Source organism: Agrobacterium tumefaciens str. B6 (assembly GCF_001541315.1).
Classification (GTDB): Bacteria; Pseudomonadota; Alphaproteobacteria; order Rhizobiales; family Rhizobiaceae; genus Agrobacterium; species Agrobacterium radiobacter.
This window is the reverse complement of sequence record NZ_LMVK01000001.1, coordinates 500719-516789: the sequence shown is the minus strand read 5'-3', so window position 1 is coordinate 516789 and position 16071 is coordinate 500719. Positions and strand designations below refer to the sequence as shown.

10 protein-coding genes and 1 tRNA gene are annotated in these 16071 nt (G+C 60.6%); 3 read left to right on the top strand and 8 right to left on the bottom strand.

The features are described from left to right. Positions 1–55: 55 nt before the first annotated feature. Positions 56–1453: an MDR family MFS transporter gene (locus tag ASB65_RS02525; RefSeq protein WP_060722922.1), complete on the top strand. Its 1398-nt coding sequence runs from the start codon at positions 56–58 to the stop codon at positions 1451–1453. Here the strand turns inward: ASB65_RS02525 and ASB65_RS02520 are convergent, their stop codons facing one another. The 3 genes from ASB65_RS02520 to ASB65_RS02510 all read right to left on the bottom strand — a co-directional run bounded on the left by ASB65_RS02520 (position 1454) and on the right by ASB65_RS02510 (position 4168). After that, entirely contained in the window at positions 1454–2194 is a 741-nt protein-coding gene (locus ASB65_RS02520; protein ID WP_060722921.1) for an RlmE family RNA methyltransferase, read from the bottom strand. Further along, positions 2191–3819: a Ppx/GppA phosphatase family protein gene (locus ASB65_RS02515; protein ID WP_060722920.1), complete on the bottom strand. Its 1629-nt coding sequence runs from the start codon at positions 3817–3819 to the stop codon at positions 2191–2193. Before ASB65_RS02515 ends, ASB65_RS02520 begins: the two co-directional genes overlap by 4 nt. Positions 3820–4091: 272 nt before the next feature. Beyond that, positions 4092–4168: transfer RNA gene (locus ASB65_RS02510), tRNA-His, on the bottom strand. A 315-nt stretch (positions 4169–4483) separates the two neighbouring features. Between ASB65_RS02510 and ASB65_RS02505 the strand changes: the two genes are divergently transcribed. Next, positions 4484–8269, top strand: coding sequence for an ATP-binding protein (locus ASB65_RS02505; protein ID WP_060722919.1), 3786 nt, complete (start codon positions 4484–4486; stop codon positions 8267–8269). Between the two features lie 80 nt (positions 8270–8349). Next, entirely contained in the window at positions 8350–10014 is a 1665-nt protein-coding gene (locus ASB65_RS02500; RefSeq protein ID WP_060722918.1) for an ABC transporter permease, read from the top strand. 313 nt (positions 10015–10327) lie between these two features. Here ASB65_RS02500 and ASB65_RS02490 read toward each other — a convergent pair whose 3' ends face one another. From ASB65_RS02490 to ASB65_RS02470, 5 genes are all read right to left on the bottom strand, one after another. Then, positions 10328–11140: an ABC transporter permease gene (locus ASB65_RS02490; RefSeq protein ID WP_060722916.1), complete on the bottom strand. Its 813-nt coding sequence runs from the start codon at positions 11138–11140 to the stop codon at positions 10328–10330. Between the two features lie 4 nt (positions 11141–11144). Then, entirely contained in the window at positions 11145–12053 is a 909-nt protein-coding gene (locus tag ASB65_RS02485) for an ABC transporter permease subunit (RefSeq protein ID WP_003503296.1), read from the bottom strand. 11 nt (positions 12054–12064) lie between these two features. Further along, positions 12065–13222, bottom strand: a complete 1158-nt coding sequence (locus ASB65_RS02480; protein WP_003503297.1) for an ABC transporter ATP-binding protein — start codon at positions 13220–13222, stop codon at positions 12065–12067. Between the two features lie 134 nt (positions 13223–13356). Further along, complete coding sequence (locus tag ASB65_RS02475) at positions 13357–14454, bottom strand: polyamine ABC transporter substrate-binding protein (protein WP_003503300.1); 1098 nt, start codon at positions 14452–14454, stop codon at positions 13357–13359. A 152-nt stretch (positions 14455–14606) separates the two neighbouring features. Continuing rightward, positions 14607–16022 (bottom strand): helix-turn-helix domain-containing protein, encoded by a 1416-nt coding sequence (locus tag ASB65_RS02470; protein WP_060722915.1) that lies wholly within the window; start codon positions 16020–16022, stop codon positions 14607–14609. Positions 16023–16071: the final 49 nt, after the last annotated feature.

Below are 16071 nucleotides of genomic sequence, written 5' to 3'. Positions count from 1 at the left end.
GGCGTAGGAGGAACGGCGATATCCTTTGTCGCAGCGGAAAGCCGCAGGCAGCCTCATGAACCGCATCATTCCCCTCATCCTGGCAGTCGCTCTCTTCATGGAGCAGATGGACTCCACCGTCATTGCAACCTCGCTTCCGGCGATTGCAGCCGACCTCAATGTCGGCCCGATCACGCTGAAGCTCGCGCTGACCGCCTATATGGTGGCGCTGGCGATCTTCATTCCCATCAGCGGCTGGATGGCCGACAAATACGGTGCGAAGAAAATCTTCCGTTTCGCCATCGGCGTCTTCGTCGTGGGGTCGATCTGCTGCGCGGTGTCCTCGTCGGTGTTCGAATTCGTGCTTTCGCGTTTCCTGCAGGGCATGGGCGGTGCGATGATGACGCCCGTCGGCCGCCTCGTGCTGCTGCGCACGACCAAGCGCAGCGAGCTCGTCTCAGCCATGGCGCTGCTGACGATACCCGGACTTGTGGGGCCACTCACCGGCCCGCCCATCGGCGGCTTCATCACCACCTATTTTTCATGGCACTGGATTTTCCTGATCAACGTGCCCATCGGCGTCATCGGCATCTGGCTCTCGACGATCTTCCTGCCGGAAATCGAAACCACCAACCCACCGCCGATGGACGGCAAAGGGTTCGTGCTCTCCGGCATCGCCGCTTCCGGGGTCGTATTCGGCCTCTCGGTCGTCAGCCTTCCGGCCCTGCCGCCCGCCATCGGCATCGCCTCGACGATCATCGGTTTCATCTGCGGTTTTCTTTACATGCGCCACGCCGCACGCCACCCTGCCCCCATTCTGGATTTCCGCATATTCCAGAACGCGACCTTCCGGGCGGCTTCTGTTGGCGGCACCGTTTTCCGCATTTCCACGGGCGCCATTCCCTTCCTGATGCCACTGATGCTGCAGATCGGTTTCGGGTTGAACCCGTTCCAGTCAGGCATGATCACCTTTGCAGGCGCGATCGGTGCGATCACCACGAAATTCATGGCCACGCGGGTCTTTGCGGCGACAGGCTTCCGATCAACGCTGATTGGGGCCGGCATCGTCGGCGCCTTCACAACGCTCGCCAACAGCTTCTTCACGCCGGAAACGCCCTATCCGCTGATCATGATCTTCCTTGTCACGGCGGGGTTTGCCCGTTCCTTCTTTTTCACGGGGTCAAACGCGCTCAGCTATTCCGATATCGAGGACAGCCAGGCCAGTCAGGCGACCTCAATGGCGTCTGTACTGCAGCAGATCAGCCTGGCGCTGGGCGTGGCTTTCGCCGCCTCCATTCTGGAAGTCAGCAGCATGATGTCAGGCTCGCATCTGCAGCTTGCCGATTTCCACGTCGCCTTCACCATCGTGGCGCTGGTATCGCTGTTCGCCATCGTGCCGATCATCCGCATGGACGGCAATGCCGGGGCGGCCGTCTCCGGCCACCGCGGCAAGGTCTCGCAACCGGCGGAGTAATCAGTCTTCCGCCGCCTCGTCGGCTTCGGATGCGTCAACCGGCTCGCTCTTGCGGCCCTTGAAGTGCTTGGCAAGCAGGAACATTTCCACCGATTCCGAGCGTGAGGACGCCGGCTTGACGTGCAACACCTGCTTGAAGTTCTTCTTCAGCATGTCCAGCAACTGCTTTTCCGTGCCGCCCTGGAAGGTCTTGGCAAGGAAATGGCCGCCTTCCGCCAGCACCTGAACGGCGAAATCGGCAGCGACTTCACACAGATGCATGGTGCGGATATGGTCGGTCTTCTGGTGCCCGGTGGTGGGCGCCGCCATATCCGACAATACCAGATCAGGCGTGCCGCCAACGGCCTCCATCAGCTTTTCGGGTGCTGTCGGATCAAGGAAGTCGAGCTGCAGGATTTTTACGCCGGGAATGGGGTCGATTTCGAGAAAATCGATCGCCGCGACGCGGATATCGTCCTCGGTGGAATCCGTCACCTTCGAAGCGATCTGCGACCAGCTTCCTGGTGCCGCACCAAGGTCGATGATGCGGGTCGCGCCCTTCAATATCTGATGCTTGTCGTTGATTTCCAGCAGCTTGAAGGCGGCGCGGGCGCGATAGCCTTCAAGCTTGGCGCGCTGCACATAGGGGTCATTGATATGACGTTCAAGCCAACGGCGCGATGAGGCCTTGAGCTTGGTCTTCTTGACCTTCTGGCCGATCTTTCGGCCGGTGCGATTGGTGCTTGTCGGCGCCTTGCTCATGTCAAACCTTCCGTCCTGTCCTGCCGTGTCATCTGCATGCGCCTTATGCGGTTACGCCGCCATGCGCCGTCATCCGCCATCATATCCGTCAAGAGGCCTTCGCGCAGACCGCGATCGGCCACCCGCATACGCCGCGCCGGCCAGCGGCGGCGAATGGCCTCGAGAATGGCGCAGCCGGCCAGAACCAGATCGGCCCTGTCAGGCCCGATGCAGGCATTGGCGGCGCGGCCGGCGAAATCCCAGGCCAGAAGCTTGTCCTGCATCGCCGTCACCTCGGCGTCGGAAAGCCAGAGGCCATCCACCTTGCGGCGATCGTATCGTGGCAGATCGAGATGGACGCCGGCAAGCGTCGTCACCGTGCCCGACGTTCCGATCAGGTGAAAATCCTCGTGATGCATCTGCGGCGCCAGAGGCGGGCAATGGAAGGCATCGAGCAGCCCTTCGACTTCCCGCACCATGGCGGCAAAGACATCCGGCGTCACATCACGGCCGCCGTGACGTTCCGAAAGCGTGACGACGCCAACCGGCAGCGAGGTCCAGTGGGTGATGTGATTGGCGAGCCGGTTCGAGCGATTTTCCCCGACCTTGATAACGGCGATTTCCGAGGATCCGCCACCGATATCGAACAGCACGACGGAGCGTGCTTCACGCCCGACGAGCGAGGCGCAGCCAGACACCGCAAGGCGGGCTTCCGTCTCGCGGCTGATGATTTCAAGCTTCAGTCCCGTTTCCCGCGTGACACGCGCCAGAAACTCTTCGCCATTCGACGCAGCGCGGCAGGCCTCGGTGGCGATGGGACGCATGCGCCTGATCGGGCGGCCCGAGAGTTTCGCGGAGCAGACTTTCAGCGCCTCGACAGCACGATCCATGGCATCGTCGGACAGCCGGCCGCTCGACACCAGCCCCTCACCCAGCCGGACGATACGCGAAAAGGCATCGACGACTCGGAACTGACCGGGCCGCGTCGGCTGCGCAATCAGGAGGCGGCAATTATTGGTGCCGAGATCGAGCGCGGCATACATATCCGCCGGCGGCTCCTGGCCATGCTCGTGCTGGCGGCCTGCGTGGCGGGCGGATATTTCGGATTGCCGGTGCGGTTCCTGTCCAGCCCCGTTGGCCCGGCCATTCTGCTTGCCGACATGTTTCGGCGCATGGGTAGGAACCAGCGGACGACCCTGTGGATCACGGCTACGCGGATCGCGATGCCCACGCTTGCGGTGGCGCGACTTTCGCCCGCCGCCCGGCGGCACGGAGGATGGATTGGCCGCATCTGTTGCGGCTGGAGCCTGCGGCTGCGCGCTGGAAGCTGGGGCAGCCTGTTGAGACGTCCCCTTGCCGCGGGAGCGCCTGCGGCGCTTTCTCTTGCGCGGCTCGGCATCCGGCTCGAGAGCCGATACGTAGGAGGAACCGGCCGGAACATCCGCGGCAACATCATGCGACAGCACAACAGCGTCACGGGGCTGACCGTCACGCTTGTGTTTCTTGCCACGACGGGATCGCTTCGCTTTCCCTTTGTTCGCCACCGACGCCCCTTGTTCCGACGGCTTTGGGCCGTTTCCGGGGTCGATCACTGTCTTGTCCATTTCGCCGCGCACAAGCGTAGACGCTATGCTGCTGGCTTTCATAAGGTTTCGTTGGGCGGACAATACCAGCGCAAGAGATTTTAGCCAAATGGTTTTTGCCGGGCTGCATGTGGCCCAGGGTTCATGCGTTACCCATGCTGCATGGGAACGACACGGTCACGACAATTATTTTGAGGGTTTTCGGAAATCGGAAGCAGCCTGCGCGGCGGCAGGGCTTCAGGAGGGATCCGCAGGCATGAACAACATCAGAGGAAGACAATGTTCCCCTCTCCCGGTAAGTCACTGTGACATATAGACTTATCGGGAGAGGGGAATGGTACGGTTGAGTGGGGTCGAACCACCGACCTCAGGTGCCACAAACCTGCGCTCTAACCAACTGAGCTACAACCGCACATGAAACGCCGAAGCGGCGTCACGGGGGGTGACATAAAAGGTGTTTCCCCCATTTGCAAGTGCCTCTTCGAATTTTGCGAAAAAAGGCGTCGAAAGGCAAGTGCTTTTCGATTGGCCGGGCTGGCATGAGGAGGCGGAAGCCACCTGTTGATGTTAACTCTATTTGGCGATTCATCCCGCAGATGGTGGACCCGGCAGCGCTGTGAAGTTATTTAAAATTCTGTTAACGTGATGCCTCGGCGGGTTTACGTTTCGGGCTTCATGAGGAAGCCGAAAGCCCGCAAGGTCCGGTAGTGCCAGAATAGGTTTCGACATGCCCGCCGTCCAGTATCCCTTTATCGATATAGCAGTACATGAACGGGTGCGTGAAGGTTTCGGGCGTGGCGCGGCCATGGCGCTGTTCTCGCTGGACCTTAAAAATGCGCTTTGGGCCAATGGCCGGGGTGCGGCGCTGTTCGGCACGCCGATGGTTTATGATTTTCTGGAACAGGGCCCGAAACCGCAGGACGTGACCTTTCGGCAACTGGCGGCCACGGCGGCGCGGCTTTCCAAAGCGGGCGACAGCCTGCCGTTTACCATTCGCATCACATCGGGTTTCCGCAGCCTTGCCGTCACCGCGCGCGTAGAGATCATCGAGGCCGAGCCCGGTCAGCCGGCCATCCTGTTTTCGGCCCTTACCGATCAGGCCGCACCCGACACGGCAGAATGCGCCCGGCGCATGATCGAAGGTTTTGACGATCCCGATATCCATATGGCGGTTCTGAACGGCGAGAACGAGATTATCGCCGCCTCGCCCGGCTTTTCGTCGCTCGGTATTACGCCGCACACGGCGCGGACGCTGGTGAAAATGGCAGCCGGCCAGTCCGGCCATCTCGTCAAGCGGCCGGTGCCGACCGGCAAGGGCTATCTGCCCGCCGCCACCGGCCAGATCGCGGCATCGCCCGAACTGAACCTGATGTTCGTGGTCGAAACCGCGCTGGGCACACTCGACCCTGTTAATGGTTTTGCGGAAGACAGGCCGCAGGAAACCCCAGCCGCCGCGGAGCCCGCCTTGCCGGTTGCGGAGACCGCGCCTGTTGTCGCAACAGCCGCCTCCTTTGATTCCGTGCTCGATGCCGTTGCGGGCATCGAGGATATGGAAGAGGTGCAGGAACTGCCGGCCGATCCCGAAGACGAAGTGGCCGCGGAGCAGGATGAGGACAGCCTCCTAACGTTGCCGGAAGACGGAGCGGAGACCCCGGCGGAGCTTTCCGCACAGGATGCCGACGCCGCTGCTGATATGGCGATGACTGACGACATCGCCGATCTTTTCGAACTTGATGAAGATGAAGCAGAGGCTCCCTTAACTGAGCGGGCGATCGTCGGCGCCCCTGCCGAAGAGGCCCGGGCCGAAGAAAGCGCAGTTGCGAACGATGAAATCCTCGAAACCGCAGCGGCAGAGGCTGCTCCTGCGGCGGATGAGGAGATAACGACGGAGACGGAGACGGAAGCGGAGACCGACCTCGGCGCTGGCGCGGAAGCGCAACCTTTTGTTTTCAATGCCGGTGCGCGCGCCTCCCGTTTCGTCTGGAAAATCGATGCGGAAGGGCGCTTCAGCTCCATCTCGCATGAGTTTGCAGAAGCCGTGGGCGCGAAGGCTGCTGCCGTGGAAGGCATGGGCTTTGCCGATGTCGCGGCCCTGTTCAATCTCGATCCCGACGGCAAGATCCGCGAGCTTCTCGGCCGTCGCGACACCTGGTCGGGCAAGACGATCTATTGGCCGGTGGAAGGCACATCGCTGATGGTGCCGATCGATCTCGCCGCCCTGCCCACCTATACGCGCTCACGCGAATTCGACGGTTTCCGCGGTTTCGGTATCGTGCGGCTTGCCGATGCCACCGAAGACCCGCATGCCACGGGCCTTACCTTCCTTGATGGCGAAGAGGCCGATCCGGCAGAAGCACTACCGCAGCCGTCTATCGAGGATGAAAGCCACGAATTGCTGGCCTTTATCGATGAGGATGACGACGAAGGCGGCGATTCCGGTGAGGATGAGGCCCCGGCAACGGACCTCGATGCGGCAGACGGCGCATCGGATGCGGTCCCTGTCGAAGAACCGCACCTTGATTATACCCCGCCGGAATTCGAAGCGCCTGTCATAGCGCCGGCGCTGGAGCCAACCTATTCCGACAAGGTCGTCCATCTGGAGGAGCGCCGTTCCCGCTCCCGCGAGGGCCTGACCGCAGGCGAGCAGGCCGCCTTCCGCGAAATCGGCCGGGCCCTGGCGCCTGCGGATTCTGCTTCGGAGGAAAATTCGGACGCGGATGCGGGGATCATTTCCGCCGAACCGGCAGGACAGGATATCCAGCAGGATATCGTTGCGGATGCGCCGGAAAGCGCACCCTCAGACACGGAAACCGACGAAAAGACGACCGAACCGCCTGATGAAGACGATCTTTTTGCGGACTACGTTCGTGGCGAGCAGCCCGCGGCTATTCGCGCAGCGGCGGGTGAAAGCGGCTCTGAAGAAAAGCAGGAGACTGCAATTGACGAGCAGCCGACTGCCGATATTGCCGCCTCCATGGTCAGCCCGTCCGTTCGCCCCGCAAATGCGTTGACGGCCGAAACGCTGGACCAGATGCCGGTTGCGCTTCTGGTGCATGCCGGCGACAGGCTGATCCACGCCAATCCGGATTTCCTGCGCTTGACGGGCTATGGGTCTCTCGCCGAACTGCAAGATGTTGGCGGGCTGGAAGCGTTGCTGCAGCGGCAGGATCTGGAACAGATGCCTGACAATGAGGGCGGCATGGTCGTCGTCAGCGCCGAAAACGACATCATTCCGGTCAAGGCGCGGCTGCAATCCATCCGCTGGGAAGAAACCAAGGCGCTGATGCTGTCGCTGGTGCCGCTCGAAGAAAAGCAGGCGCCGGTTGCGGCCGCCAACGAAAATATTGCGGCCGGTGACGTCGAAAATGCGGAAGCAGGCAGCCTCTCCCTCCTGCAGGGCGAAGTGGAGGAACTGCACTCCATTCTGGAAACCGCCACCGATGGCGTGGTGCTTCTGGGAGACGAAGGCGAAATCCGCTCGCTCAACCGTTCCGCCAGCGCGCTGTTCAATTATGATAATGGTGAAATCGCCGGAAAACCTTTCGTCACCCTCTTTGCCCATGAGAGCCAGCGCGCCGTGCTGGATTATCTTTCCGGCCTTGCCAATAACGGTGTCGCGAGCGTGCTGAATGATGGCCGCGAAGTGATCGGCCGCGAGGCATCCGGCGGCTTCCTGCCGCTGTTCATGACCATCGGCCGGCTTAAATCCTCGCATGGCTATTGCGTTGTCATCCGTGACATCACCCAGTGGAAGCGCACGGAAGAGGAACTGCGCAACGCCAAGCGCGCGGCGGAAACCGCCAATGCCCACAAGACCGATTTCCTCGCGCGCGTCAGCCATGAAATCCGCACGCCGCTCAACGCCATCATCGGCTTTGCCGACATGATGGCGACTGAACGCTTCGGGCCTATCGGCCATTCGCGCTATGTGGAATATTCCAATGATATCGGCCGCTCCGGCCGGCATGTGCTCGATATCGTCAATGATCTCCTCGATATTTCGAAGATCGAGGCCGGGCAGATGGATGTGGATTTCATCGCCGTGCCGCTGAACGAGACGGTGGCCGAGGCGGTGTCGCTGGTGCAGCCGCAAGCCAATAACCAGCGTGTCATTATCCGCACGGCCCTTGCGCAATCTGTGCCGCAGATCGTCGCCGACCTGCGCTCGATCAAGCAGATCGTGCTGAACATCCTGTCGAACGCCATCCGTTTCACGCCATCAGGCGGCCAGATCGTCGTTTCCACAGCCTATGAAGCCAATGGCAGCGTGTCGCTGCGTATCCGCGATACCGGCATCGGCATGACGCGCGCAGAACTGGAGCAGGCCATGAAGCCGTTCCGGCAGGTGGCCTCTTCCGGCAAACGTGTGCGGGGCGACGGCACCGGACTCGGCCTGCCGCTGACCAAGGCCATGGTGGACGCCAACCGTGCGAATTTCTCCATCACCTCAACGCCGAATGAGGGCACGCTGGTGGAAATCAGCTTTCCGTCACAGCGGGTTCTTGCCAACTGAGGTCATGCGGGCGTAGCAATGCGAAAGCCGCCGGCTGAAGGATCAGCCGGTTAAGGCTTTTTGCAAGACAGCAGGCTCGCATGCCCATGACGGCTCCCCTTCCCGCGACAAAACGCGTTTCGCTATTGCCGATTGCGGCCATCATTGTCGCAGCCATTGCCGCCATGCCCATTCTGGCGATCTTCTGGCTGGCGCTGACCGGCAGCACGGAGGGGTGGCAGCATCTTCTCGCCAATGTTCTGCCGCGCGCCGGCTTTCGCACCTTCATGCTGCTGGGGATGACGGCCGCGACGACGGCATTTTTCGGCATTGCCTGCGCCTGGCTCGTCACTACATTCGAGTTTCCGCTGCGGCGGCTGTTGTCCGCAGCACTTGTCCTGCCGCTTGCCATTCCGTCCTACCTGGCAGCCTATGCGTTCGGTGAGTTTCTCGACTTTACCGGCCCGGTGCAGAGCGCCCTTCGCGCGGCCTTCGGTTATCACAGCATCCGCGATTACTGGTTTCCGGATATACGCTCGCTCGGCGGTGCTGTCATCGTTCTGAGCTCGGTACTCTATCCGTATGTATATCTCTCGGCGCGCGCCGCCTTTTCCATGCAGGGACGTTTTGCGGCTGACGCGGCCCGCACGCTTGGCGCAAGGCCTCTGAACGTGTTCTTCTCCGTGCAATTGCCGATGGCGCGGCCGGCGATTGCCATTGGCCTGTCTCTGGTCTTGATGGAGACGCTGAACGATATCGGCGCGGTCGAATATCTTGGCGTCCAGACGCTGACCTTCACCATTTACGAGACCTGGCTTAACCGCGGCAATCTTGCCAATGCGACCCAGATCGCCGCCGTCATCCTCATCATCGTCGGTGCACTGATCGTCATCGAACGCAACGCCCGCGAAAAACAGCGCTTCGGCGCGCCGAAGGCGACAAGCATGGCGCAGCGCCATCGGCTGAAGGCGCTGACCGGCTGGCGGCGCTGGTGCGCCGGCCTGTTCTGCTTCGTACCCGTGGCGAGCGGATTCTTCATTCCGGTGATCGTGCTCGGCGGTTACGCAGCAAAGAGGCTCGATGCGCTGTTCTCCCCGAAGCTTCTGAAAGCGCTCGGACACAGTCTCGAAGTCTCGCTTTCCGCCGCCTTCGTGACGCTGATTGCCGCTTTTGTGTTTTCCTATGCCATCCGCACCGAGCGCTCGCGTACCTCCAAGGTCGCCGCCCGCTTCGGCTCAATGGGATATGGCGTGCCGGGAACCGTGCTCGCCATTGGCGTGCTCATTCCGCTGGCCAGCCTCGATAACGGCGTCGACGGGTTCATCCGTTCCCATTTCGGCTTTTCCAGCGGCTTGCTGCTATCAGGCACCGCCTTCGCCATCATCTATGCCCATGCCGTGCGCTTCATGACCATGGCGGAAGGCACGCTCGATGCCGGTTTCCAGAAGCTCTCGCCGCATATCGACATGGCCTCGCGAACGCTTGGGCGCAACCGGGCACAGACGCTGTTCAAGGTGCTGTTGCCGAACATGCGGCCGGCCGCGCTGACTGCTTTTCTTCTGGTGCTGATCGAATCCATGAAGGAATTGCCGGCCACCATCCTGCTCCGGCCTTTCGGTTTCAACACGCTGGCAACGCTGGTCTATGAGGATGCATCCCGCTCAAAGGTGCAGGATGCTGCCGTACCGGCGATCATCATCATTATCGCCGGGCTTGTTCCTGTGCTGCTGGTCTCGAAATCGATGGATCATCCGGAAAATCGCTGAATGGCATCGGCCGTCGCGGCAAAAAGAAAGGCGGCCTTGCGACCGCCTGTATTAGTTGTGCTTTTTTTCAACGAGAGAAAGGGGGACAACCTCGCGATATGGAAATTATCAATCCCGGCCATCAGAAATTTGACAGCCCTGCGTTGGGTTTACTTTCCGCCAACTCCTATTAACAAGCGGTTAAAACCAAAATCGAGCAATTACCGACGAAAATTCCTATTCTGAGACCGTAAAGCGCCGAAACTAAATTAAAAGTTCCTGAATTAATCGCGATTTCAACAGTAACGCGAGAAAATCGAAGAGGTCCGTTTGATCAGTGTCGGGCGGCGGCGTGTTCATCCCGCATCCGCTGCAACTCCGTGCGTTTGGATGCGATGGAGGCAACGATAACGCCGATGGTCACAAGCCCGATGAGGATCGTGCAGATGGCGTTGATTTCCGGTGTCACGCCAAGGCGGACCTGCGAGTAGATCTTGATCGGCAGCGTCGTCGCACCGGGGCCGGTGGCGAAGCTGGCGATGACAAGATCATCAAGCGACAGGGTAAAGGCCAGCATCCAGCCGGCGATAACGGCGGGGAAGATCAAAGGCAGGGTGATGCGGAAGAAGGTCTTGACCGGCGGGCAACCGAGATCGAGCGCCGCCTCCTCCAGACTGCGATCGAAGGTCAAAAGACGAGACTGCACGACGATCGCCACGTAACACATGGTGAAGGTGGTGTGCGCAATGACCACGGTCCAGAACCCGCGATCCCCCCCGACCGCCACGAAGAGCAGCAGCAGCGACAGGCCGGTAATCACCTCCGGCATGACGAGCGGCGCATAGATCATGCCGGAAAACAGTACCCGACCCGGGAAGCGGGCAAAGCGGGTGAGCGACAGCGCCGCCAGAGTGCCGAGGATGGTGCCGATGGTGGCGCTGAGGATACCGACGCGCAGCGTCACCCAGGCAGCGTCCATCAGCCCCTGGTTCGACCACATGGAGCGATACCATTGCAGCGAAAACCCGCCCCAGACGGTGACCAGCTTGGAGGCGTTGAAGGAATAAACGATCAGGATGATGATCGGGATATAGAGAAAGGCAAAACCAAGGGTGAGGACGGTGATGTCGAATTTTCCGCGCTTCATGGCCTCACCCCACCTTCTTCTGCTGGTTCTGGAAGATGGCGATGGGCACCACCAGCAACAGCAGAAGCAGCACGGCGACGGCGGATGCCAAAGGCCAGTCGCGGTTGCCGAAGAATTCCGTCCACAGCGTCTTGCCGATCATCAGCGTCTGCGCGCCGCCCAGGAGATCGGGGATGACGAACTCGCCTGTTATCGGGATGAAGCAGATCATCGAACCGGCCACGACGCCCGGCAGGGAGAGCGGAAACGTGATCTTCCAGAAGGCCTTCCATGGCGGGCAACCAAGATCGGCGGCGGCTTCCAGGAGCGTATTGTCGAGCTTTTCCAGCGCCGAATAAAGCGGCAGCACCATGAAGGGCAGATAGGAATAAACAATGCCGATGAAGATCGCCGTCTCGGTGCGGAAGATATTGACCTGCTGGTCCGGCCCCAGAAGGCCGATCGACTGGAACAGCACCGTCAACAGGCCTTCGGGCTTCAGAATGCCGATCCAGGCGTAAACGCGGATCAGGAACGAAGTCCAGAACGGCAGGATCACCAGCATCACCAGCGTCGGGCGAATGGATGACGGTGCGCGCGCCATCGCCAGCGCCATGGGATAACCGATCAGCAGCAGCAGGAAGGTGGAGATGAAGGCGATGCGCAGCGACGACAGATAGGCGTCGATGTAGAGCGGGTCTTCCGTCAGGAACAGGTAATTTTCGAAATCCAGCTGCGAAAAGAATTCGCCGAGCTTCGAAAACCCTTCGAAGACCGGCGTATAGGGCGGCATGGAGATCGCCGTATCCGACAGCGAGATCTTGAAGATGATTAAGAAGGGTGCTGCGAAAAACAGCAGCAGCCAGAAATAGGGAACCGCGACGACCAGCCAGCGCCAGGGGCTTTGCCGGTTTTCGGGAGTGGTGATCGCCATGAAAGCCTCCCTCAGCGCGTCAGGACAAGGCCGGAATCCGGCCTCCAGTTCAGCCACACCATGTCGCCGAAGGTGATCGGGCGATCCACGAGACGCGAGACATTCGCCTGCGCTGCACGGATGACGCGGCCATCGGCAAGCTTGACGATGAAGACCGAGAAGTCGCCGAGATAACCGATATCCCAGACCTCGCCATAGGCGGAGTTGACGCTGCTGTCGGCGGGCTGGTCTAGCGAGATGCGAACCTTTTCCGGGCGGATGGCGTAAGCGACCTGACTGCCGGTCGCGGCAGCACATTCCTGCTCCACCGCCACTTTCAGCCCTTCGCAATCCAGCGTCACCAGGCCAGGCTTGCCGATATCCGAGGCATTGGCGACGACCTTCGCGTCGAAAATATTGATGTCGCCGATGAAGTCAGCCACGTAGCGGCTGTTCGGCGCCTCGTAAATCTCGGCCGGTGTCGCCACCTGCACGACATTGCCCTTGTCCATGACAGCGATCCGGTCCGAAACCGTCATCGCCTCCTCCTGGTCATGGGTGACGATGAGGAAGGTGAGGCCGAGATTGGTCTGGATATCCATCAGCTCGAACTGCGTTTCTTCGCGCAGCTTCTTGTCGAGCGCGCCGAGAGGCTCATCGAGAAGAAGCACCTTCGGCCGCTTGGCAAGCGAACGCGCGAGCGCCACGCGCTGGCGCTGGCCGCCGGAAAGCTGGCTGGGCTTGCGCTTGGCGAATTCCGTGAGCTTGACGAGGCGCAGCATTTCCTCGACGCGGGCGGCGACGTCCGCCTTGGGCAGACCATCCTGCTCCAGACCGAAAGCGACGTTCTTTTCCACCGACATATGCGGGAAAAGCGCATAGGACTGGAACATCATGTTGGTGGGGCGCTTATAGGGCGGAACGCCGGAAATATCCTTTCCCTGCAGCAGGATGCGGCCCTCAGTCGGTTCCTCGAAACCGGCGAGCATGCGCATCAGCGTGGTCTTGCCACAGCCGGAGGGACCAAGCAGCGAGAAGAACTCGCGCTCGTAAATATCGAGCGTCAGATTATTGACGGCGACAAAATCGCCGAAACGTTTGGTGACGTTTTCAAAGCGGATGAAGGGCACCGCATCGGGATTGTCCCAAGGGCTAAATTTGCGTTTGACCGGCCCCAGAGTTTTCGCCATTCACCCACCCTCAAATCCCGTTGGTCTTTCGAACGATGCTTCGGGGCGGGCGACACCGGCAGGTCGTGGGACCTGCCGGCAAAGGATTTGAGAAACAGGCCCGCCGGCCGTTCCTCAACCAGCGGGCGGAGGTCTTAGCTGCCGGTCTTGATCTGCGTCCAGACGCGGTTCAGCACACGCTGTTCCTTCGGTCCGTAGGGCGAGATGGTGAAGAGCTTCTTCATCGTCTCCGCATTGGGATAGACCGCCGGGTTCTTGGCGACGGACTCATCCATCAGCGCCTGCGAAGCGAGGTTGCCATTGGCATACTGAACGTAGTTGGACGCCTTGGCGATGACTTCCGGCCGCATCAGATAGTTGATGAAGGTGTGGGCTTCCTCGACATTCTTGGCATCCGCGGGGATGGCAAGGTTGTCGAACCACATATAGGTGCCTTCCTTCGGGATGATGTAGTTCACCTCGACGCCGTTCTTGGCTTCCTCGGCACGGCTCTTCGCCTGGAGGATGTCACCCGACCAGCCGATGGTGATGCAGCTGTCACCATTCGCGAGTTCGTCGATATAGGCGGAGGAGTTGAAGGTCTTCACGAAAGGACGGATCTTCGAATAGACCTCGCCGCCGGCTTCCAGGTCGGCCGTTTCCTTGCTGTCGGGATTCTTGCCGAGATAATTCATGGCGATGGCGAAGGTTTCGTCCGACGCATCGAGAATATTGATGCCGCAGGATTTCAGCTTTTCGGCATTTTCCGGCTTGAAGAGAATATCCCAGCTATCGACGGGAACATCGCCAAGCGCAGCCTTCACCTTGGCGACGTTATAACCGATGCCAGTGGTGCCCCACATGTAGTTCACGGCATATTCGTTGCCGGGGTCGTATTTCGCCAGACGCTCGGAGACCTCGGGCCACAGGTTCTTCAGATTCGGCAACTTGGACTTGTCGAGTTTCTGGAACACGCCGGCATTGATCTGGCGGGCGAGGAAGGGGCCGGTCGGCACCACGACATCATAACCGGAGCTGCCGGCCAGAAGCTTGGTTTCCACAAGTTCGTTGCTGTCGAACACGTCATAGACGACCTTGATACCGGTTTCCTTGGTGAAATCGGTAAGGATCGATTCGTCGATATAATCCGACCAGTTATAGACGTGGACGACCTTCTCCTGGGCCATTGCCGAGCCTGCTGCAACGAGCGCGGTGGTGAGAGCCAAGGTCAGACGGAGAGAACGGTTTTTCATGATGTCTCCTGTTAACGCATCCTCACGGTGGAAGCGTGATCCCCTTTTTTTGGAGAGACTAGAAAGGAAAACAAAAGGGAGCAAGCGGGAAATGTGCAGCACAGCATTTTCAACCAAATGTGTTCCGGCCGCAAAAAAGCGGATGGAAACACCTACTGGAAGTCGAAAACACTAAGGCCGGTCACCATTTCATCCAGCCCCAGCGGCCGTGTCAGCGGCGCTTCGGCGCGCGACAGACAGCCCTGTCTTTCGCACAGCCGGCACGAGGGGCCGACGGCAACAGGCGACGCACCCGAGGCGGCTGGGCCATAGACCGTCTCTCCCGCCTGAGCGAGATCGCAGCCGACAAGCACGGCCGTTCGCCGCACCCTCTCGCCGAAACCCGCCTGCGGGCCTTCCAGTGTGCGCGAAACCGTGAGGAAGGCATCACCGTCAGGCATCTCCACCGCCTCCACCAGCACCTGCCCCGGCTGGGCGAAGGCGGCATGGATATTGAGCCGCGGACAGAGGCCGCCGAACCGCGCCCTCGGAAAACCACCGGCCCCTGCGAGGCGGAACCGGTTGCCGGCATTGTCGATCTCCATCAGGAAAAACGGTATTGCCGCAGCCGTTGGCCGTTGCAGGCTGACGAGGCGATTGGCGGCCTGCTCGAACGACACGTTGAAGCGCGACCGCAAAACATCAAGATCGTATTTCGCGCGCTGGGCGGCAGCAAGGAATGCGCCATAAGGCATCATCAGGGCATGGGCGGCATAACGCGCCAGCTCGAAGCGGGCGATGCGCTTTGCCTCCTCCCCTTTCAAACCAAGCCCGTGAAGCTCCGCGCCTATCTCTTCGCGAAGGGCCAGAAGACAGGTCTCCATGGCCATTTCCCTCAGCTGATCCGGCTGCGACAGGCGCTCGGATAAAAACAGCCGCATCGAATGGCGGTCATAACGCCTCCTGAGGTTCGGCATGGCGTGTACAGGCAAGGGTCTGACCACGATACCGTGGTTTTTCTGCAGCCATGCCCTCAGCCCGGAGGCGAGATCATCGCCCGCCGCCAATTGTTTATGGAGCTCTTCCACCGCCGCATCGATGGCGTGGAAATAGGCCGACCGGTTTTCAAAGACATGCCGCACCTCGTCGATCGGCAGGCGGGTGGAGGAGAGCGCCGTTTCGTGCCCTTCCCGCGCCAGAAGATCGGAAAGGTCGGAAAGGCGCTGCGCCTGTTCCCGGTAGGCCCGGTAAAGCTTGAGGACACCGCTTGCCGCATTGGGCGCCGCATCTGCGACCTCGATCAGCTCCTGCGGCGACGGCACCTCACCCACCAGCAGCGGATCGGCGAAGACTTCACGCAATTGTCCGGCGGAACCGGCGCTCTCGCCCTGCAGATCATCAAGATCGACCTTATAGACAGAGGCGAGCTTCAAAAGCAGCTGCACGGTCAGCGGTCGCTGGTTGCGCTCGATGAGATTGAGATAGGACGGCGAAATCGCCAGCGCCTCGGCCATGGCCGTCTGCGTCAGCCCCAGACCATTGCGAATGCGGCGCACGCGCGGGCCTGCAAAAATCTTGTTTTCCGACACCGTCTTGCCTCTCCATCCCGACGACTCATACAAGCCTGTTACAAACTCT

Coding starts and splice junctions, on each gene's coding strand:
- ASB65_RS02525 (WP_060722922.1), top strand. CDS start 56: ATGAACCGCATCATTCCCCTCATCCTGGCAGTCGCTCTCTTCATGGAG.
- ASB65_RS02520 (WP_060722921.1), bottom strand. CDS start 2,194: ATGAGCAAGGCGCCGACAAGCACCAATCGCACCGGCCGAAAGATCGGC.
- ASB65_RS02515 (WP_060722920.1), bottom strand. CDS start 3,819: ATGAAAGCCAGCAGCATAGCGTCTACGCTTGTGCGCGGCGAAATGGAC.
- ASB65_RS02505 (WP_060722919.1), top strand. CDS start 4,484: ATGCCCGCCGTCCAGTATCCCTTTATCGATATAGCAGTACATGAACGG.
- ASB65_RS02500 (WP_060722918.1), top strand. CDS start 8,350: ATGCCCATGACGGCTCCCCTTCCCGCGACAAAACGCGTTTCGCTATTG.
- ASB65_RS02490 (WP_060722916.1), bottom strand. CDS start 11,140: ATGAAGCGCGGAAAATTCGACATCACCGTCCTCACCCTTGGTTTTGCC.
- ASB65_RS02485 (WP_003503296.1), bottom strand. CDS start 12,053: ATGGCGATCACCACTCCCGAAAACCGGCAAAGCCCCTGGCGCTGGCTG.
- ASB65_RS02480 (WP_003503297.1), bottom strand. CDS start 13,222: ATGGCGAAAACTCTGGGGCCGGTCAAACGCAAATTTAGCCCTTGGGAC.
- ASB65_RS02475 (WP_003503300.1), bottom strand. CDS start 14,454: ATGAAAAACCGTTCTCTCCGTCTGACCTTGGCTCTCACCACCGCGCTC.